The 17241-nt window shown below is 73.6% G+C and carries 14 protein-coding genes; 10 read left to right on the top strand and 4 right to left on the bottom strand.

The features are described 5' to 3' along the window. Positions 1 to 8: 8 nt before the first annotated feature. The gene (locus ACIQMJ_RS30100) at positions 9 to 761 is read right to left on the bottom strand and encodes a site-2 protease family protein (RefSeq protein WP_499764358.1); all 753 of its coding nucleotides are present in this window, start codon (positions 759 to 761) and stop codon (positions 9 to 11) included. A 269-nt stretch (positions 762 to 1030) separates the two neighbouring features. Here ACIQMJ_RS30100 and ACIQMJ_RS30105 point away from each other — a divergent pair, with 269 nt between their 5' ends. Both ACIQMJ_RS30105 and ACIQMJ_RS30110 read left to right on the top strand, forming a co-directional pair. Next, positions 1031 to 1336, top strand: coding sequence for a WhiB family transcriptional regulator (locus ACIQMJ_RS30105; protein WP_360452261.1), 306 nt, complete (start codon positions 1031 to 1033; stop codon positions 1334 to 1336). Positions 1337 to 1424: 88 nt separating this feature from the next. Further along, positions 1425 to 4697: a glycosyltransferase gene (locus ACIQMJ_RS30110; RefSeq protein WP_499764359.1), complete on the top strand. Its 3273-nt coding sequence runs from the start codon at positions 1425 to 1427 to the stop codon at positions 4695 to 4697. A 127-nt stretch (positions 4698 to 4824) separates the two neighbouring features. Here the strand turns inward: ACIQMJ_RS30110 and ACIQMJ_RS30115 are convergent, their stop codons facing one another. Beyond that, positions 4825 to 5268 carry a metallopeptidase family protein gene (locus tag ACIQMJ_RS30115; RefSeq protein ID WP_366196808.1) on the bottom strand — a complete coding sequence of 148 codons (444 nt, stop codon included), beginning with the start codon at positions 5266 to 5268 and terminating at the stop codon, positions 4825 to 4827. A gap of 150 nt (positions 5269 to 5418) precedes the next feature. Here ACIQMJ_RS30115 and ACIQMJ_RS30120 point away from each other — a divergent pair, with 150 nt between their 5' ends. The 6 genes from ACIQMJ_RS30120 (at position 5419) to ACIQMJ_RS30145 (ending at position 10692) form a co-directional block, all read left to right on the top strand. Next, on the top strand, positions 5419 to 5778 hold the full coding sequence (locus tag ACIQMJ_RS30120; RefSeq protein ID WP_073885657.1) for a DUF3499 domain-containing protein: 360 nt from the start codon (positions 5419 to 5421) through the stop codon (positions 5776 to 5778). A gap of 87 nt (positions 5779 to 5865) precedes the next feature. After that, a complete protein-coding gene (locus tag ACIQMJ_RS30125) occupies positions 5866 to 7218 on the top strand; it encodes a phosphomannomutase/phosphoglucomutase (protein ID WP_499764385.1) in 1353 nt (450 codons plus the stop codon). 5 nt (positions 7219 to 7223) lie between these two features. Next, positions 7224 to 7421 (top strand): Trm112 family protein, encoded by a 198-nt coding sequence (locus tag ACIQMJ_RS30130; RefSeq protein WP_073886315.1) that lies wholly within the window; start codon positions 7224 to 7226, stop codon positions 7419 to 7421. A gap of 6 nt (positions 7422 to 7427) precedes the next feature. Continuing rightward, positions 7428 to 8504, top strand: coding sequence for an SIS domain-containing protein (locus ACIQMJ_RS30135; RefSeq protein WP_499764360.1), 1077 nt, complete (start codon positions 7428 to 7430; stop codon positions 8502 to 8504). A gap of 4 nt (positions 8505 to 8508) precedes the next feature. Continuing rightward, complete coding sequence (gene manA / locus ACIQMJ_RS30140; RefSeq protein WP_499764361.1) at positions 8509 to 9726, top strand: mannose-6-phosphate isomerase, class I; 1218 nt, start codon at positions 8509 to 8511, stop codon at positions 9724 to 9726. A gap of 42 nt (positions 9727 to 9768) precedes the next feature. Then, entirely contained in the window at positions 9769 to 10692 is a 924-nt protein-coding gene (locus ACIQMJ_RS30145) for a cation diffusion facilitator family transporter (protein ID WP_499764362.1), read from the top strand. 1076 nt (positions 10693 to 11768) lie between these two features. On the opposite strand, the gene ACIQMJ_RS30150 is transcribed toward ACIQMJ_RS30145, so the two are convergent. Further along, entirely contained in the window at positions 11769 to 13289 is a 1521-nt protein-coding gene (locus tag ACIQMJ_RS30150; protein WP_499764363.1) for an amino acid permease, read from the bottom strand. Positions 13290 to 13371: 82 nt separating this feature from the next. Between ACIQMJ_RS30150 and ACIQMJ_RS30155 the strand changes: the two genes are divergently transcribed. Continuing rightward, entirely contained in the window at positions 13372 to 14637 is a 1266-nt protein-coding gene (locus ACIQMJ_RS30155; protein ID WP_499764364.1) for a glutamate mutase L, read from the top strand. Here the strand turns inward: ACIQMJ_RS30155 and ACIQMJ_RS30160 are convergent. Next, positions 14615 to 16951, bottom strand: coding sequence for a hypothetical protein (locus tag ACIQMJ_RS30160; protein ID WP_499764365.1), 2337 nt, complete (start codon positions 16949 to 16951; stop codon positions 14615 to 14617). The genes ACIQMJ_RS30155 and ACIQMJ_RS30160 overlap by 23 nt on opposite strands. Before the next feature lie 175 nt (positions 16952 to 17126). On the opposite strand from ACIQMJ_RS30160, the gene ACIQMJ_RS30165 reads away from it, so the two are divergent. Then, positions 17127 to 17241, top strand: a 115-nt coding sequence (locus ACIQMJ_RS30165) for an adenosylhomocysteinase (RefSeq protein WP_499764386.1), incomplete at its 3' end; no start/stop codon positions are given.

Genomic DNA, 17241 nt, shown 5'->3' on the forward strand with positions numbered 1-17241 from the left:
CCCGGGGGTCAGCGCCAGAACAGGAAGGTGCCCTGCCCGAGGGCCGCCAGCCACCGGTCGCCGCCGATCAACTCGAACACGGTGTACCCGGCCTCGAAGAACAGCCGGCCGATGGTCGGGAACCCGATCAGCACCGCGAAGAGCACGAACGGCGCCCACATCCGGGCCTTCGCCCCGAACTGCCGCGCCGAGTACGACATGTACGGCTCGATCGCGCCCCAGCCGTCCAGCCCCGGGATCGGCAGGATGTTGAGCACGAACGCGAGCACCTGCACGGCCGCCAGGTACGACAACGCGGCCGCCAAACCCGCCGGCGGCGTGAAAAGGATCACCGACAGCGACAGCAGCACGCCCAGCACCAGGTTGCTCAGCGGCCCGGCCAGCGACACCATCGACTCGACCCGCTTGGTGCGCAACACGTGGTGGTTGATCCACACCGCGCCGCCGGGGAGCGGGATGCCGCCGAACGCCAGCAGCACCAGCGGCAGCACGATGCTGAACACCGGGTCGGTGTAGCGGCGGATGTCCAGGGTGAGGTAGCCCTTGGCCTGCACGGCGTAGTCGCCGCCCCGGTAGGCCACGATCGCGTGGCCGAACTCGTGCAGGCACAGCGAAACCGCCCAGCCGCCGAGCACGAACAGCACCGTGCCCGCGGTGAGCGCGGCCGAGGAGTCCTCGAACAGGGTCAGCACGGCGCCTGCCACCGTCACCGCGAGCAGGCTGAGGAACAGTGGACTCGGACGCACCGCTGATCGCTTCACCCCTCCAGTGTGGCCTTCCCGACCCGGTGCTCCACAGCCCGCCCGGTAGGCCATCCGCGCAGCCGCCGTCGCTCCGCGCGCCACCCCAATCACCGTCTGTGCTGCTAGTCAAGGCTTTTCAGGCCATCCGCGCGAATATCCCCCGTCCTGTGGACTCCGCTTGACCGCGTGTTGTGACACAGGTGTAATCACATCGGTGTCATTCGTCGTTGTGGGGACGGCGAGTGGTGTCCGCCAACCGGGGAGAGCGGAAGGCGAGGAGGCGGACTATGCAGGAATTCGACGGGGGTCGCATCGTGGACGGGGACGTCCCGGCACGGGAGCCGGTCGTACTCGACCTGTTCGACGCGGCCGATGAGCAGGACTGGCAGGAGCGCGCCCTGTGCGCGCAGACCGACCCGGAGGCGTTCTTCCCGGAGAAGGGCGGCTCGACCAGGGAGGCCAAGCGGATCTGCCTCGGCTGCGAGGTGCGCTCCGAATGCCTGGAGTACGCCCTGCAGCACGACGAGCGCTTCGGCATTTGGGGCGGCCTGTCCGAGCGTGAGCGGAGGAAGCTCAAAAAGCGCGCGGTGTGATCGGATCCCGCCGGGTGATCGCTTGCGCGTGCGCTCTGGCTTACCGTGGTCGTTCCACGGCGTAGTCGGAGCGACCTAGGAGCGGCACTTGACGAGCGGGGCCACTCCGCGGCTGCGCACCGCGCCCGTGCTGGCGGTGCTGGTGTGCCACGACGGCGACCGGTGGCTGGGCACGGCGCTGTCGGCGCTGCGCCGCCAACAGCCGCGCCCGCGGCACGTGATCGCGGTCGACACGGGTTCGCTGGACGGCACGGCGAAGCTCCTGTCCGGAGCCTCCGACGGTCCCGATCGGGTGATAGACGGCGTGCTGACGCTGCCGCGCGGCACGGGGTTCGGCGCGGCGGTCCACGCGGCCGTCGAGCACGCCGTGCAGCGGTGGGGTGATCCGGGCGCGTGGCTGTGGTTGCTGCACGACGACAGCGCGCCGGAACCGGACTGCCTGTCCGCTCTGCTGACCGCGGCCGAGGTGTCGCCGTCGGCGGCCGTCCTCGGACCGCTGAGCCTGGACTGGACCGACCCGCGGCTGGTGGTGGAGGCGGGCCTGTCGACCGACGCGTCCGGCCACCGGCAGACCGGCATGGGCCGGGTCGAGCTGGCCGGGTCGTTCCAGCAGAGCACCGAGGCGTTGGCCGTGCCGTCGGCCGGGTCGCTGATCCGCCGAACGGCGTGGGAGTCCCTCGGCGGCTACGACCGCACGATGCCGTTGCTGCGCGACGACATCGACTTCGGCTGGCGCGCCAACCTCGCCGGGCACCTGGTGCTGTCGGTGCCGGTGGCGCGGATGCGGCACGCCCGCGCGGTCGGCCGCGGCGCGCGGCGGTTGGACGCGACGGCGGCCCGGCCCGGACCGGCGTTGCGCGGCGTGGACCGGGCGCACGGCTTGCGCACGTTCCTGGTCAACTGCGGCACGTTGTCGTTCGCCCTGGGGCTGCCGCGGATCACCGTGCTCGCGTTCCTGCGCGCCTTCGGATTCCTGCTGCTGCGCCGGTTCTCCGACGCGCACGCCGAGCTGGGCGCGCTGCGGTACCTGCTGAGCGGACGGGCCCGGCTGCTGGCCGGGCGGGCCGAGCGGGCCGAGCACGGCGTCGTGCGAGGGTTGTTCACGAGCCGGATCACCCGGTTGCGCAACGCGATCCGCGCCGCGTCGGCCGCGCTGGTCCGCCGGCGCGTCGAGGCGGACCTGGCGCTGGGCCGGTTGCCGGAGGACGACGCCCGGCCGCGCGCCTGGTCGCTGCCGTCCGAAGTGGAGCGTCCCGTGGTCGGCCCGGCGGCCCTGCCGGCCGGTGTGCTGTCCCGGCGCCGTCCCGTGCGGGCGACGGGCGGGTTGCGGCGGCCCGCGGTGACCGTGCCGGTGGAGGCGTCGCCGTCCGGGGCCCGGCCGTCACCCCGTCCGCGGCCGTCGCCGGTGCCGCGCGGACCCGGTGCGCCCGGCGTGGTGTTCGTGGAGGTCGACCGGGCGCGCGTGCTGTGGTCGCTGGTCCTCGGGCCGCCGTTGCTGCTGGTCGTGGGCCTGACCGTGTTCGGCGTCCTGGCCAACGCCGCCCGGATCGGGCTCGACCTGAGCGGCGGGCGGCTGCTGCCCGTCGGCGACCTGGCGGAGACCTGGTCGTCCTACCTGGCGGCCTGGCACCCGGTGGCCGGCGGCACGACCGCGCCCGCGCCGGCCGCCCTGGCCGTGCTGGGGACGGTCGGCGTGCTGGTCGGGTCACCGGCCACGCTGGTGGCGCTGCTGTTCCTCGGCGACGCGCCCCTGGCCGGGCTCATGGCGTACGCGGCGTCACGGCGGATGCCCGTGCGGCGACCCGTGCGGGCCCTCGTGGCGGCGGCGTACGCGTTGCTGCCCGCGGCCACGGCGGCGGTGAGCCAGGGTCGGCTGGACGTCGTCGTGGTGCACGTGCTCGCGCCGGCGGTGTTCGCCGGGGTGGCGTCCGCGCTGCGCGGCGGGTCGGGCGCGTCGTGGCTGCCGGTGGCGTCGGGGACGGCGCTGGCGCTGGCGGCCGTGGGCGCGTTCTCGCCCCTGGTGCACGGGCTGGTGGCGTTCGCGGCGCTGGCCGGGTTCGTCGTGGTGCCGGGACGGCACGGCGACGGGCGGCGGCGGGTCGCGTCGCTGTTCATGATCGTGCTGCTGCCGATGGCGCTGCTGCTGCCGTGGCCCGCGGTGGTGCTGCAACACCCGGCCGTCGTGCTGCACGGGGTGGGCGCGTTCGTCGAGTCGCCCGCGGTGGGGCTGGTGGACCTGCTGTCGCTGCGGCCGGGCGGGACCGGCGCGGTGCCGTTCGTCGGACTCGCGGTGGTGGCGTTCGCGCTGCTCGCGGCCGTGCTGCGGCCGACGCGGTCGATGCTGGCCGGGGTGGCGGTGGTGGTGCTCGGCGGGTTCGCGGTGATCGTGCTGCGGACCGTGCCGGTGGCCCCGCTGCCCGGCGGTGACGCCACCACCGGCTGGACCGGCGGGCCGCTGGTGCTGGTCGGCTGGGGGTTGCTGTGGGTGGTGCTGTCGGCGTTCCGGCGTGACGCGGGCACCGCGCCGGTGCGGCGGGTCGTGTCGGTGGTCGGCGTGCTGACGGTCGTGGGGCTGGCGTGCGCCGGGTTCGTCGGGCTGGGGTCGGGCGCGTTGACCGCGGACGGGGCGCGGCTGCCGTCGACGCTGGCGCAGGAGCTGCCGCGCACCGGGCGGTCGGTGCTGGTGCTCGGCGCGCCGCCGCGGCTGGTCGCCGGGCGGATGCCCGCGTTCGGCGACGACGACCTGGTGCCCGTGGCGACGGCGACCACCCGGCTGGAGCGGTGGTCGCGCGAGCTGACCGGCGGGTCCCCGGAGGCCGCGCGGGTGGCGTTGGCGCAGGCGGCGGCGTCCGGGGTGGCGTTCGTGGTCGTCCCGGACCTGGGCACGGCGCAGCGGGTGCGTGACGCGGTGGGCGAGCTGGTGGCCGTGACGCCGGCGATGTCGGACGGGCGACCGGTGCTGCGGGTGCAGTTGGCGGCGGGGAACGCCGTGCTGCTGTCACCGGAGCTGGCGCGGCGGGCCCGCACCGGCGGCAACCCGCCCGTGGAGCTGGGCGCGCCCGGCATCGCCCCGGTCGAAGCCGCCCCGCCGGACGTGGGCGTCCAGGTGTCCGAGGGGCCCGAAGGCCGGCTGCTCGTGCTGGCGGCCGAGGAGGAGCCGGGCTGGCGGGCGTGGGTGAACGGCCGCGAGACCACGATCGTGCGCGCCTGGGGTCACCTGGTCGGCGTGACGGTGCCCACCACGGCCTCGGAGGTGCGCGTGGAAGCCTCCTCCACCCTGCGCGAACTGCTCCTGATGCTCCAGGCCGCCGCCGCGCTCTTCACCCTCCTGACCGCCATCCCCACCCGCCGCCGACCCTGAGCGTTGAATTCGGGGTACCTGAGCGTTCGACTCTCGGGACCTGAACGTTCGACTCTCGCGCGAGTCCTACGTTCGGAACGCGCGAGTCCTACGTCCAGGCACCCCGAGTTGAACGCTCAGGACGGCGTCACTCGCCGTCGATCACGTCCGGGTCCAGGCCCAGGTAGTTCGCCACCTGCTCGACCAGCACGTCGTGCACCAAATCCGACAGGTCCGCCCCGTCCTTGGCCCGCGCCTCCAGCGGACGCCGGTACAGCACGATGCGCGCCCGCCGATCCGCCCCCGCGGGCACGAGCCGCGCCAAGGGCACGTTGCCGTCCTCCACCACGTCGCCGTCATCGCCCGACTGCACGTCCGGCACGTCGTCCACCGCCACGTCCAGCTGCGTCAGCTCCGTCCGCCACCGCGCCTCGATCGGCTCCAACGCCTCCAGCACCAGCGCGTCGAACCGCTCCGCCCGGCTGCGGGCCGCCGGCAACGTGGCCGGGTAGAGGGGACCGCGCAACCCCCGACCGTGCCGGTCGCGGTTGCGTCGCCGCGGAGCGCCCTGCCGCCGTGAACCCCGAGCCATCACCACGAGGTAGAGGGTAGTTGTCCACCGCCCGACCGCGTCCAACCGGACCTCCGCGACCAGGCAACTCGCCCAACCCGCGAGCCACCGCCAACGCCGCGCCGGAGGTAATCCAACACACGCCGCGCGGGACGCGATATCGTCCCCGCCGTGCGGAGCGTGAGACGGTGCTCGCGAACCGGGTGCGCGAACCCGGCAGTCGCCACGCTCACGTACGCCTATGCGGACTCCACGGCGGTCGTCGGACCCCTCGCGACCTACTCCGAACCGCACTCCTACGACCTCTGCGAAGAGCACGCCCTGCGCCTCACCGCGCCGCGCGGCTGGGAGGTCGTCCGGCACCAGGGCGAGTTCCGCGCCCCCGAACCCACCGTGGACGACCTCACGGCCCTCGCCGAAGCGGTCCGCGAAGCCGGCCGGGCCACACCGCAGGTCGAGCTGCCCGAGCTGCCCGCCGGCACCATCCGGCGCGGCCACCTGCGCGTTCTGCCCGATCCGAACGAAGACTGACGAAGACCCAGCGACCGGACACGACGCCCACGCGCGCGCCGGTAGGCTTCCCAAGGCAGTGTCAAGAGCCAACTTGGGAGTGTGGCCGTGCGCGATCTGTCCGGCATCGTCAAGGCTTACGACATCCGCGGTGTCGTCGGGGAACAGCTCGACGCCGACGTCGTGCGCGACTTCGGCGCGGCGTTCGCCCGCCTGGTCGGCGGACCCGCCGTGGTGATCGGGCACGACATGCGCGACTCGTCGCCCGGCCTGGCCGCGGCGTTCGCCGAGGGCGTCACCGCGCAGGGCGTCGACGTGATCAACATCGGCCTGGCCAGCACCGACATGCTGTACTTCGCCTCCGGCAAGCTCGACCTGCCCGGCGCGATGTTCACCGCCAGCCACAACCCGGCCAAGTACAACGGCATCAAGCTGTGCCGTCCCGGCGCGGCCCCCGTCGGCCAGGACACCGGCCTGGCGCAGATCCGCGAGGACGCCGAGAACGGCGTGCCGGACGCCGAAGGCGTGACCAAGGGCACCGTCACCGAGCAGGACATGCTCGCCGACTACGCCGCCTACCTGCGCGAACTGGTCGACCTAAGCGGCAGCCGGCCGTTGAAGGTCGTCGTCGACGCGGGCAACGGCATGGGCGGCCACACCGTGCCCGAGGTCGTCGAGGGCCTGCCCATCGAGATCGTGCCCATGTACTTCGAGCTCGACGGCGACTTCCCCAACCACGAAGCCAACCCGCTCGACCCGAAGAACATCGTCGACCTGCAGGAACGCGTCAAGGAAGAAGGCGCCGACGCCGGTGTCGCGTTCGACGGCGACGCCGACCGCTGCTTCGTCGTCGACGAGCGCGGCGAACCGGTGTCCCCGTCCGCCATCACCGCCCTGGTCGCGGTGCGCGAGCTGGCCAAGGACCCCGGCGGCACGATCATCCACAACCTGATCACCTCGCACGCCGTGCCGGAGATCGTCCGCGAGCACGGCGGCGTGCCCGTGCGCACCCGCGTCGGCCACTCCTTCATCAAGGAGGAGATGGCCAAGACCGGCGCCATCTTCGGCGGCGAGCACTCCGCCCACTACTACTTCCGCGACTTCTGGCGTGCCGACACCGGCATGCTGGCCGCGCTGCACGTGCTGGCCGCGCTCGGCGAGCAGGACGGCCCGCTGTCCGCCCTGACCAGCGACTACGCCCGCTACGCGGCATCCGGCGAGATCAACTCCACGGTGGACGACCAGCAGGGCAGGCTGGCCGCGATCAAGGCCGAGTTCGGCGGCCGCGACGGCGTCGAGCTCGACGAGCTCGACGGCCTCACGGTCAACCTGCCGGACGGCTCCTGGTTCAACCTCCGTGCGTCCAACACCGAGCCGCTGCTCCGGCTCAACGTCGAAGCCGCCGACGCGGCCTCCGTCGCCGCGCTGCGCGACGAGGTCCTGGCGATCGTGAGGGGATGAGCGCCGTGGCAGTCCAACTGGACGCGCAGTTGCTGGAAATCCTGGCGTGCCCGTGCCCCGAGCACGCGCCGCTGAAGGTCGGCACCGCGTCCGACCCGCTCGCCGACTACCTGACCTGCACCTCGTGCGGCCGGTCGTTCCCGGTCCGGGACGGCATCCCCGTGCTGCTGCTGGACGAGGCTGTCGAGCCGACGGCCGGGTGAGCACGGGTGCTTGACGACAGCCTCCTCGACGACCAGTCCCGGCTCACCGACGCCGACCGGGAAGGTCTCCTGCGCGCCGCCGCACGCGCCGGCGCGCAGGTCCGGGCGACCGCCGAGGCGGCCGACGAACTCGGCGTCGACCGCGTCTTCGCCGAACGGCCGCGCGCCCTGGTGCTGGTCACGCGGCCCGGCGTGGGCGGCTCCCTCGCCGACGTGGTCACCGCCCTGCTCGGCCCGCGCTGCCCCGTGCCGGTCGTGATCGCCGACGACGTCCCGACCTGGGTCGGCGCGCTGGACGTGGTCCTCGCCCACACCGAAGACCCCGGCGACGTCCAGATGGCCGAAGCCGTCGACCGCGCCGCCCGACGCGGCGCGCGAGTGCTGATCACCGCCGAACCGGACGGCCCGGTCGCCGCGTCCGCCGCCCAGCACGCGCTGCTCATCCCACCGCGCGTGCCCGTGCCGCAGGGCTTCGGCTTCGCCCGCGGTTTCGCCGCCTGGGTCGCCGCCCTCAAGGCGTTGGGGCTGCTCAGCGTGGACGTGCAGGCCGTCGCGGACGAGCTCGACCGCGAAGCCGAACGCTGCCACCCCGTGCACGAGTCGTTCGTCAACCCGGCCAAGACCCTCGCCCTGCGCATCGCCGAACGGACCCCGCTGCTGTGGGGCCTGGACGACCTGGCGACCGCCGTCGCCGCCCACGGCGCGGGCGTGCTCGCCACTTACGCGGGCGTCGTGAGCGACGTGGCCGGCTATCCTCAAGCCCTGACCCGGTCGGTCCTGCACCGCCGGGCCGTGCGCGGCACGTCCGGCGTCGACCTGTTCGCCGACCCGGACGACGAGCACGACGGCCTCGTCCGCGTGCTGCTGGTCGCCGTGCGCCAGGGCCCGCAGGCCGACTTCACCCGGCGGGTCGCGATGGAGACCTTGTCCGGAGCCGACGTGCTCGAACCGGCCGAGGAGGTGAGCGGCGGCGAGGCCGTGTGCGCCGCGCTGCTCGCCCTGCGGTTCGAGCTGGCCGCGCTGTACCTGGGCCTCGCGGCGGGAACGCTGGGCGGGCCCGGGCTGTACGCGCCGGCCGTGTGAGGGGATGACTGTGGACCTGCTGCACAACGCGGTGCGCGCGTACGCGTGGGGATCGCGCACCGCCATCGCCGAGCTGCTCGGGAAGGAGGTGCCGACCCCGCACCCCGAAGCCGAGCTGTGGATGGGCGCCCACCCCGGCGACCCGTCCCGGGTGGCCGGACCCGACGGCGAACCGCGGTCGCTGCTCGACCTGCTCGCCGACGACCCCGACGGCCAGCTCGGCGCCCGCCACGCCGACCGCTGGGGCAGCAGGCTGCCGTTCCTGCTCAAGGTCCTCGCCGCCGACGAGCCCCTCAGCCTCCAGGCGCACCCCTCGGCCGAGCAGGCCGCGAACGGCTTCGCCGCGGAGGACGCCGCCGGCGTGCCCATGGACTCGCCGATCCGCAACTACAAGGACCCGTCCGCCAAGCCCGAGCTGATCTGCGCGCTCACCGAGTTCCACGCGCTGGCCGGGTTCCGCGACCCCGCCCGCACCGTCGCGCTGCTCCGGTCGCTGGACGCCCCCGACTTCGCCCCCTACGCCGAGCTGCTGGCCGCCCAACCCGACGCCAGCGGCCTGCGCGCCATGTTCACCACCCTCATCACGCTGCCGCAGTCCGCGCTGGACATGCTCCTGCCGCAGGTGCTGGACGCGTGCGTGCTGCACGTGAAGGAGCACGGCGAGTTCGACCTGGAGTGCCGCACGATCCTGGAGCTCGGCGAGGCTTACCCCGGTGACGCCGGCGTGCTCGCCGCACTGCTGCTCAACCGGCTCGTGCTGCGCCCCGGCGAGGCCATCTACCTGCCCGCCGGCAACCTGCACGCCTACCTGCACGGCACCGGCGTCGAGATCCTGGCCAACTCCGACAACGTGCTGCGCTGCGGGTTGACCCCCAAGCACGTGGACGTGCCCGAGCTGCTGCGCGTGCTCGACTTCGGCTGCGGCGACATGCCCGTGCAGACCGGGGAGGAGACCACGCCCGGCCTGTGGTCCTACCGGACGCCGTGTCCCGAGTTCGAGCTGTCGCGGATCGAGGTCGGACCGTCGGTGCGCGTCCGGGTGGACCACAGCGGACCGCAGATCCTGCTCTGCACCCGCGGCCGGGCCCGGTTGACGTGCGGCGACGACACCGTCGAGCTGACCCGCGGCCAGTCCGTGTGGCTGCCCGCGCGGGATCCCGAGGTGATCGTCACCGCGGATGTTGACACCCAGCTTTTCCGGGCAACCCCCGGCGTTGAGTAGGGTCACACCGACAAATCGGACCTGGGCGCTTAGGGAGCAACCGTGTCAGCAGGGGGCGGGACCAAGGCGATCATCGCCGCACTGGTGGCCAACGCCGGGATCGCCGCGGCGAAGTTCGTCGGCTTCCTGATCACCGGATCGTCGTCCATGCTCGCCGAGTCGGTGCACTCGGTGGCGGACACGTCCAACCAGGGGTTGCTGCTGCTCGGGCAGAAGACCGCCCGGCGCAAGGCCACCCTGAACCACCCGTTCGGGTTCGGCCGGGACCGGTACTTCTACTCGTTCATCGTGGCGTTGATGCTGTTCAGCCTCGGCTCGGTGTTCGCCCTGTACGAGGGCATCCACAAGCTGGAGTCGCACGAGGAGCTGAGCAGCCCGATCGTCGCGGTGATCATCCTCCTGGTCGCCATCGGCCTGGAGAGCTACAGCTTCCGCACCGCGATCGTCGAGTCGAGGGCGATCAAGGGCAACGCCACGTGGTGGCAGTTCATCCGGCAGTCGAAGGTGCCGGAGCTGCCGGTCGTGCTGCTGGAGGACGCGGGCGCGCTGTTCGGCCTGGTCCTGGCGCTGCTGGGCGTGGGTCTGTCGACGTTGACCGGTGACCCGGTGTGGGACGCCATCGGCACGATCTGCATCGGCGCGCTGCTCGGCGTGATCGCGGTGATCCTGATCGTGGAGATGAAGTCGCTGCTGATCGGCGAGGGCGCGACCCCGGCCGAGCTCGACGTCATCGTGGACGAGCTGGCGGCCGGCAAGGTCCAGCGCGTGATCCACATCCGCACCCAGTACATCGGCCCGGACGAGATGCTGGTGGCCGCCAAGATCGCGCTCAACCCGGGCCTGCCGATCGACGAGGTCGCCGCCGCCATCGACGCCGCCGAACAACGGGTCCGCGCCAAGGTCCCGTCCGCCCGCCTGATCTACCTGGAACCGGACCTGGACCGCTCCCTGACCGCCAAGTCCTGACCCCTCGGCGAGCACAACCGCTCGCCATGCGGGAGCTGTTTGTTGTGGGCGAGGGCGACGAGCCGCTGCGTGCAGCGCTCGTCGCCCTTTCTCGTCCGGTCACGATTCCGGCGTGCGGCGGGCGGGCGCGTCCGGCGAGCACCCGACCAGTTCTTGCTGGGTCTCCGGTACTCCGGTCGGCCGTGACGCACCTGCCCACCGGCCCGCGCCCCTCGGCCAGCCGGGCCGAGGGGCGGCCGGTTCGCCCAGCTCAGCCAGCCACACCGCAACCCACCGGCTCCCACGACGCGGCCTCAGCGAGGCCGAAACGCTACCTCCCCCGCGCCCCCCGCGCCCCCGGCGCCTTCGCGCCCCCGCGCCTCGAGCCCGCGTTCGCGCCGCGTCCCCCCGTGCAGGCAGGCACATCGCCACTGCTCGCACCAGCCTCGACGGCTCCGGCGACTACCGATTCTTCGGATCACCTGACCCTGGTGAGCAGGTCGCGGAGTGCCTCGACAGCGTCGCCGCCGCCCCGCCTGGATCCGCTCGACCCCGCTCAGCTTCGATCGAGCGGCGGGGCGGCGGTTCCGTGGCTCGGATATTCCCGGCGAGTCGGCTCGGCGATGCGATGTCGCCCGCCACGGGATCGCCGCAGCCCGTATCGCGGCCTTTGCGGCAGCGCCCCGCCGAAGCTCCTCGTGCGTCGTGCGTCGTGCGTCGTGCGTCGTTCGCCGCTGGCTGTGGCGCACGGCCAGGTGCCGGGCGGCGTCACGTGCCTCCGCTGTGGCGATGCGCTGCGATTGGCTCCGGGGCGCTGGCCGCGAGGAGCTGGTTCGTGAGCTGCGGCATGTCCTGGGTGTGGAGGGCCGTCGCGGTGGGAGAGGGTGTCTGTTTGGGCCTTGGTGGTGGGGCCTTGGGTGTGGGGTCGGAGGGTTGGGCTCCCTCCTCCGCCGCCATTTGGGGGCTGGCGGCGGAGGAAGGGGAGGGTGGTTGGGGGTGCGGTTGGTTGGCGGCCTCGTTGTTTCAACCGACGTTTCGGGGTGGGGATAACGGTGTTTTGATTGAGACGAAATCTGAGTTCACTCGACTGGGGGACGTCAGGGGATCTCGTCGTGTTTCACCACAGGCACGGCGGTGGTGCCTTTGCGGCCCAGGAGGGAGTGGCGGCGGCTGTAGGCGAAGTAGACGACGACGCCCAGGGCCATCCACACCAGGAAGCGCACCCAGGTCAGGGCGGTCAGGTTCAGCATCAGCCACAGGCACGCCAGGATCGCCAGCACCGGGACGACCGGCACCAGGGGCACGCGGAAACCGCGGGGCAGGTCGGGGCGGGTTTTGCGGAGCACCAGGACACCGGCGGAGACCAGGATGAACGCGAACAGCGTGCCCACGTTCACCATCTCCTCCAGCTTGCCCGCCGGGAAGAAGCCGGCGGCCACGGCGACGAGCACGCCGATGATCAGCGTGATCCGGACCGGCGTGCCGCGCGTGCCCGTCCGGGCCAGGCCGCGCGGCAGGAGGCCGTCGCGCGACATCGCGAACAGCACCCGCGACTGGCCCAGCATCAGCACCATCACCACGGTGGTCAGGCCGGCCAGCGCGCCCACCGAGATCACCGTGGCCGCCCAGTCCACCCCGTTCACCGAGAACGCCGTCGCCAACGTCGCCCGCGTGCCGTCGGGCTGGGTCTTGAGCTGGTCGTACGGCAGCATCCCGGTGATCACCAGCGACACCGCCACGTACAGCACCGTCACGATCGCCAGCGACCCGAGGATGCCCCGCGGCACGGCGCGCTGGGGGTTGCGCGTCTCCTCGGCGGTCGTCGCGACCACGTCGAAGCCGATGAACGCGAAGAACACCAGTGACGCCGCCGCCAACAGCCCCAGCACGCCGTACGTGCTGCCCGAGAACCCCGTGAGCAGCGAGAACAACGACTGCTCCAACCCGGTCGCGGTGGTGCCGCCGGACTGGGCGGGCGGGATGTAGGGGCTGTAGTTCGCCGTGTTGACGTACCCGATCCCGAGCACGATCACGAGCAGCACCACGGCCACCTTCACCGCCGTGATCACCGCGCTCACCCGCGACGACAGCTTCGTGCCGAGCACCAGCAACGCCGTCAGCACCGCGACCAGCAGCAACGAGCCCCAGTCGACGTCCACGCCGCCGACCGTCGCGGTCGTCTTCACCGCCACGCCCAGCTGCCCCAGCACGGTCTGCAGGTACAGCGACCAGCCCTTGGCCACCGCCGCCGCGCCGACCGCGAACTCCAGCACCAGGTCCCAGCCGATGATCCACGCCACGAACTCGCCGAACGTCGCGTAGGAGAACGTGTACGCGCTGCCCGCCACCGGCACGGTCGACGCGAACTCCGCGTAGCACAACGCCGCCAGCGCGCACGCCACCGCCGCCAGCACGAACGCCAGCGACACCGACGGGCCGGCGAGGTTGCCCGCGGTGGACGCGGTGAGGGTGAAGATGCCCGCGCCGATCACGACCGCGACACCGAACACCGTCAGGTCCCACGCGGTGAGGTCCTTGCGGAGTCTGGTGTCCGGCTCGTCGGTGTCCGCGATGGACTGCTCGATCGACTTCGTGCGCCACAGCCCGTTGCCCGGCACGGCTTCGCCTCCTGTGTCTGCTGCTGGTCCGTTCAGAGTAAAGGTGCGCGCCGACAATCGGCGGCACCGGTAGTTTTCGCGCATGACTGTGCTCTGCCTGGACATCGGATCGACGTGGACCAAGGGCGCCCTCGTGTCGCACGCCGGTGAGCTGCTCGGCACCGCACAGCACACGACTACCCCGCCGGAGGTGCTTCAAGGCATCGACGCGGTCACCGGTGCCCTCGGCGGCCCGGTCGAGCGCACGCTCGCCTGCTCGTCGGCCGGCGGCGGGCTGCGGCTCGCGGTGGTGGGGCAGGAGCGGCTGGTGAGCGCCGAGGCCGGGTACCGGGTGGCGCTGTCGGCGGGCGCGAAGGTGGTGCACGTGTCGGCCGGTCCGCTCGACGGCGCGGGCGTCCGGGCGTTGCGCGCGGCGTCGCCGGACCTGGTGCTGCTGGTCGGCGGCACGGACGGCGGCGACGCGTCGGTCCTGCTGCACAACGCCCGCAGGCTGAGCCGGGTGGCGGTCCCGATCGTGCTCGCGGGCAACGCCGAGGCCCAGCCGGAGGCCGCGGAGCTGCTGCGCGGCCGGACGGTGGTGCGCACCGCGAACGTGCTGCCGGACGTGGGTGAGCTCGCACCGGGGCCGGCGCGCGCGGCGATCCGCGACGTGTTCCTGCGGCACGTCATCGGCGGCAAGGGCCTGTCGCGCGGCCGGCGGTTCCGCGGGCTGGTGCGGGCCGTCACGCCGGACGCCGTGCTGCGCGGCGTGTCGCGGCTGGCCAGGCAGGACCGGGAAGGCGCGGTGCTCGTCGTGGACGTCGGCGGGGCCACCACCGACGTCTACTCCGCGGTGTCCACAGTGGAGGGTCCGGAGCGGACGGTCGCGCTGCCGCCGGACCGCCGCACCGTCGAGGGCGACCTGGGTCTGCGCTGGTCGGCTCCGGGCGTGGTGGTCGAGGCGCTGGCGGAGAAGCTGGTCGACAAGGACGAAGCCGCGGTGCTGCAACGGGAGGCCGCCGCCCGCGCCGCCGACGTGACGTGGCTGCCCGACGACCCGGCCGTGGACCACCGGCTCGCCGCGCTCGCCGCCGTGCTGGCCGTCCGCCGCCACCTCCGGCTCGTCGACGGCCGGCTGGGGCCGCACGGCGCGGGGCTGCTCGTGCTGTCCGGCGGCGTGTTCCGGCACGCCGACTCCACCGAGGGCGTCGAACGCGTGCTGCGCGCCGACCCCGTCCTGCGGCCGGTCCTGCGCACGGCCGCCATCGCCGTGGACCGCGACTACGTGCTGGCTCCCGCCGGCCTGCTCGCCGAGGACGGCCGCACGGACGCGGCCGACCGGCTGCTCACGTCGTTTCGGACGACCTGACGGGCGCCTGCCGCGCGGTCGGCAGCACGGGCGGAGCGGGCGGCTCCGGCGTGTCGAGGCCGGCCGCGATGGCGATCGCCCGGTCCCACTCGGGGTCGGAGGTGTAGTCCGCGTGCCGGTTCACGCCGGGCGCCCACCGCCGGCCCGGGAACGGTCCCCGCTGCGGGTCGGGCAGCCAGTGGTCGCCGCCGAGCACCAGCGCGCCGGTCGGTCCGCGCAACGCGGGCGGCAGCGCGCCGGACGTGCCGTCGGGCCGGAAGCCCGCGCCCAGCAGCATCCCGTCGAACACCTGCCGGTTCCACGTCATCACCGCGCCGCCCAGCGCGTCCGTGCCGCGGCACAGGGCGCGCCACCGCCCGGCCAGCCCGCCGGCCAGCGTTTCCAGCGAGCTGTGCGGGACCACCGCCGGGAACGCCCGCGGGTACGCCCACTGCAACTGCGACCCGGCGGTGACCAGGCCGATCCGCTCGGCCTCGTGCGGCGGCAGCTCCTCCAGCAGTCGGGCCGCCGCGACCGCCGCGAGCAGGCTGCCCTGGCTGTGGCCGGCGAGCACCACCCGCGTGCCGGGGTCGGCCAGGTGCTCCCGCACCCGCGCCACCAGCTCCGGCACCACCTTCAACGCGTAGCACGGCGGCACCACGGGGTGCGCCTCCCGCGGCCAGAACGCGGCCAGGTCCGCCAGCACACCCACCTGCCGCGCCTTGTCCGGCCGCCGTGCCGCCAGGTACACCGCCCGGAGCAGCGACAACGCCAGGGCGGCGAGCACGACCACGCCGAGCGCGACGACGGGCCGCGTCCACGTGGGCGGGACGACCCCCCGCAGCCGCAGCAGGGCCGCCGGCACCGCGCCGACCGCCAGGATCGACGACACGATCAGCACCACGTGGTGGCTGTGCCGCCGCTGCCACCGCGCCCACCACCACGCTCGTGCGGCGCGCTTCGCGTCCCGTGCGCGCCCGGCGTGCAGCAACGACGCCTCCCGCGCCCACTCCTTGTCCCGCCGGAGTGAGCTCCACCTCATCATCCCGGTGGTGGCCGCCATCGCGACCGCGGCCAGGAACGCCAGCACCCCGGCCACGCCCCACAGCAGCGCGAGGTAGTCGTACCCGTCCGGCAGGTCGCCGTGCCCGAGCGCCCGCTGGAGGGTCAGCGCCACGCCGGCGCCGAACCCGCCGCCGAGCAGCGCGGCCATCGCCACGACCGGCGCGGCCATCCACCCGCCTGCCCACGGCCGCAGCTCGCGGGGCTGCGCCGACCACGTGCGCCGGGCCAGCAGCGCCGCCGGCACGAGCAGCGACGCGATCATCACGCACACCAGCGCGACCAGCGCCGCGACCATCTGCACGGCCAGGTCGGCGCCCGGCAGCGACGACGGCAGTCGGACCAGCAGACCGGCCGTGACCAGCAACGACGTCCACGCGACGACTTGCAGCACGCGCCGCGGCCGGCGTCCCAGCGCGGCCCGCAGCCACCGGCCGCCCCGGTGCGGTGCGCCGCCCGTCGGGTCGTCCAGCAGCATCGCGCCCAGCGCCGACACCGCGAGCAGCGCGAGCCCCACCGCCCAGCACGCCGAGATCGCGGCCCCGTGCCAGCCGGCCGCGAGCACCGGGCCGGCCGGTCCGCCCAGCGCCACCACCACGGCCGCGCCCAGCCCGGCCACGACGTGCAGCACCCGCAGCGACGGCGTGTCCGGGTCGGTGGCCACGTGCGCGCCGGGCAGCCCGGACCGCCCGCCCTCGGCCGCGGGCACCTCCTTGCGCTCGATGCGCCAGTCCACACTGGACATCCGGTGCAGCACCAGCACGGCCAGCGCGATCGGCGCGAGCCCGACGGCGGTGCGGACCCACGGCGTCGTGTTGAGCCACGAAGGGCCCCACAGGCACGAGGAGCCGGGCGCGAGGCACTGCGCGGCCACGAGGTCGAGGCTGATCACCTCGAGCTGTGCGACGAACAACACCGTCAGCAGCAGTGCGGCCAACCGAAGCAATGCCCGAAGGGTGATCCCGAGCAGGTGCGCGGGCGTGGACCGGGCCGGCACGGGTGGCAGCATCCAGTGCGCCACGTTCGCCAGGGAGAACGGGAACAGCAGCGCCCACGTCGCCTTGGCCCACCCGCCGGACGTCATCGCGCCCCACACGTAACCCTCGACGACCCTGGTCACGGGGCGGCCCGCGGCCTGCAACACCGGGCCGGGCGCCGGTCTGCGCAGCCGGTCGGCCGGGCGCACGACGCGGCCGAGCCCGTCGCCCGCCACGTCCACCGCCGCCACCGCGTCGACCAGCGACTGCGGGGTGGTGCCCTGGACACCGTGCACCCGCAGCTCTACCACCCGTGTGTCGGGGCCGGGAATCAGCACAAGTCCTCCCGCGAACATCACTTCCGCTTGGCCATACTCTGGTCCATTGGTGCGCAGAAGCCGCCGACCTCCGTGGCCCGGCGTGGCGGGCGGTAGTGTCGGCTCGGTCTACCCGACAATGGAGGAACCCGCGATGACCGCCGAGAGGCTCCAGACCCGCAACGGCATCGACTTCGCCGTGGCGGACCTCTCCCTGGCCGAGTTCGGCCGCAAGGAGATCCGGCTGGCCGAGCACGAGATGCCCGGAC

The sequence above is a fragment of the Actinosynnema sp. NPDC091369 genome (genome assembly GCF_044757065.1).
In the GTDB taxonomy this organism is placed as follows: domain Bacteria; phylum Actinomycetota; class Actinomycetes; order Mycobacteriales; family Pseudonocardiaceae; genus Actinosynnema.